We start from the raw sequence: 2714 nt of genomic DNA, 5'->3' as shown, positions 1-2714 counted from the left end.
CCTTTACACCACCGCTGCCGCCCACCGAGGCGCCCACTCCGGCGCTGATGCCGCCACTGCCGCCAACGGAAGCCCCGACGCCATTGACGCCGCCGCTACCACCCACCGAGGCACCAACGCCAAGGCCGATTCCCGCAGCATTGGCGGGCAGGGAAAGGGCTAAGATTACCGCACTACCCGCCAACATGTTGGCGACTGTCTTGATGGTGTGAGCCATAACACTCTCCTGTTGTCGTTGCGCTAAAGCAATTGGCGAGAGGCCGATTGCAAGATCAACTACGCGAGGTGGTGAATTTCAGTTTCAGAGAGAGAATACTCAACCTGAAGCGTGGTATACATCAACAAAATTTCTGAAATAAAATTATAATAAAGTTGGAATAATTTCTCTTTACACTAACAGTGCGTAAGGCCATTGATGATCGGACGTTACTCTGCTCGTCTTTACTGCGAGGCCGTACACCGCACCGGACAGGGCATGAGCCTCTCGCAAGATCAGCAAGACCGCCACGATGATTGCAAGTGGCCAGAGTCTGTCGGCGGATGCGGGAGCGAGAGAGTGCAAGCGTGATTGCAGGCCGAACGATTCTGCGCTGGCCGGCTTGTCAGACGATCCCATAGAACAGCCTGTAGTGGACGCGCTTCATATAGTCCCGGTATTCCGGCGTCGCGGCTAACAGCGCCTCTTCGCGCAGGATGCGATGAACCTGGAAGAAGGTGATCGCGGCGTAGACAGCAAGATTGTAGAAGGAAAAGGCCGACAGCAGGAACAGGACATGACCGGCAAGGTATCCGGCATAGATCGGGTGCCGCACCAGGCGGTAGGCACCGTCGGTCATCACGCCGCGATTGCCCGGCAGAATGGCGAAAGAACGCCCTAGCGATATCTTCCCCCAGATCACGAACCCCAACGCCAGGACTTGCAGCGGCGCGGCGGCATAGATCGGGATGATGGCCACGCCCGGTTCCAGGTCGATGAAGCCGACACCGAAGCTGGCGACCACCGAAACAACCACCGTCAGCGGGTTCCAGTCGCGTACCTGTGGTCGCCGCGACAGAAGCAGCCAGGTAAAGGTCAGGATCTCGGAAATTGCCATCAGCGCCACATTGATGCGGGTCGGGTCGAGCATCAGGTGAGATACGCCGCGGTAGACGAACATGCCCGCGAAGGCCAGCGCGCAGATCCGAAAGAAACCTTCGCGCAAATCCACCAGGATTTCGCGCGTTCGGGCTGCGGACAAAATCCTGCCGTCACTGATGTGCGAAAGCGCCTCGCTTTTTGATATGAGCAATGCAAACACCCCAATGATCCCTCAGGGCGACCTTTGCACGCAACCATTGCCGGGCAGTTAATCAACAAGATCAGATCGGCATTAAACTGGCTGTCGGGGAGCCAGGGCGCCACTCCCAGACGACCTGCTCCACGCGGTCGCCCAGAAAGACTGGCGACCCATCTCATTTGGTTTTGCCAGACTAGCTCAGATAGTCGTTGCGGAAATAGCTCCCGAAATCCGGGCGTTGAGCAACCAGCTTGCCGTCGGCATCACGCAAAATGCCGGACGCGAAGAGATAGCCGCCGATCGCTCCCATCTTGGCCGGATCCATCGTCCCGATGGCACCGCTTTGGCTGCGCAGATAATGGCCGTCGATCAGCGCCTTCAGTGAGGCGTGGATCAGCGCCGGATTGGTCAACGCATCCTTGTTGGCCGCGATCAGCAGGGCTGCCGCATCTTCGGGGTGATCGACCGCGAACTGGTAGCCGCGCCGCGTCGCCTGGACAAAGGCGGCCGCAGGCTTGGGGTTTGCCTGGAGATAGGCTTCGCTCGAAGAGATCAGTGTCGTGTGCTCGTCAGGCACGCCGTAATCGGCATAGACGAAGCTGCGTTGTTTGACGCCCTTGAGCTCGGCGTCGACACCCTCCCAGGTCGAGACTTCGAGCGTGAAATCGACCGAACCATTGGCCAGCGCCTCATAGGCTGAGGTGCCGAGCGTCACCGTCTCGAAATTGCCCTTGCCGCCATCATGGCGGATGATGGTCGATATCAGGGCGTTTTCCCAGGCGCTGCCGAAGCCGCCATAGGTCAGGCCGTCGAGGTTTCTCGGGCTTACGATCTCGCTGCGGGCCGCATTGAAGACCACGCGGCCGGTTTCCGATTGCACCACCGCATAGACGCCCTTCAGGTCCGCTCCGGCGGTTCTCTGGGTGAACAGGCTGATGGTGCCGTTGATGCCGAAATCGGCGACGCGATTTGCAACCAGCGTGCCCGCACCGGTATCGCTGTAAGGCAGGATGTCGACCTCGAGCCCGGCCTCGCGATAGAAGCCCTTGTCGCGGGCGACGAACAGTCCGATGTGGTTGGTGTTGACAGTCCAGTCGAGGGCAACGGTGACCTTTTGTGCCGATTGTGCTTGGGCTCGCCCCGATCCGGCAACGAGCGGAAGGCCTGTGGCAAGGGTCAGCAACAAGGCCTGCCGGCGCGTCAAGTCAGTCATGATCGTGTCCTTTGGATGGGGTGGCGTTGAGGATGATGTCGAGAATCTCGGCCTCGAGCGTACTTGCCTGGCGCGCGGCATCGCCGCCAAGGCTGCGCGGGCGCGGCAGCGGCACCTTGATTTCACGCACGATGCGGGCCGGGCGCGCCGACAGCAGATAGATGCGGTCGGACAGGAACACGGCTTCGCGCACGTCATGGGTGATCAGGAGCGCCGTCCAGCGA

At 60.1% G+C, this 2714-nt stretch carries 2 protein-coding genes and 2 pseudogenes; all 4 read right to left on the bottom strand.

Annotation, left to right across the window (positions count from 1 at the left end; translation table 11 throughout):
* Positions 1-217: pseudogene (locus EN984_RS38340) on the bottom strand (hypothetical protein); the annotation flags it as partial.
* 385 nt (positions 218-602) lie between these two features.
* The gene (locus tag EN984_RS29990) at positions 603-1238 is read right to left on the bottom strand and encodes an isoprenylcysteine carboxylmethyltransferase family protein (RefSeq protein ID WP_245465035.1); all 636 of its coding nucleotides are present in this window, start codon (positions 1236-1238) and stop codon (positions 603-605) included.
* A 232-nt stretch (positions 1239-1470) separates the two neighbouring features.
* Positions 1471-2490, bottom strand: coding sequence for an ABC transporter substrate-binding protein (locus tag EN984_RS29985; RefSeq protein WP_127268777.1), 1020 nt, complete (start codon positions 2488-2490; stop codon positions 1471-1473).
* Positions 2483-2714, bottom strand: a pseudogene (locus EN984_RS29980) (ABC transporter ATP-binding protein); the annotation flags it as partial. The gene EN984_RS29985 and the pseudogene EN984_RS29980, both read right to left, overlap by 8 nt.

It is taken from the genome of Mesorhizobium sp. M7A.F.Ca.CA.004.12.1.1, from assembly GCF_003997835.1.
GTDB lineage: Bacteria > Pseudomonadota > Alphaproteobacteria > Rhizobiales > Rhizobiaceae > Mesorhizobium.
Note: the sequence above shows the minus strand (reverse complement) of the source record. Positions and strands in the feature narration are given on the sequence as shown.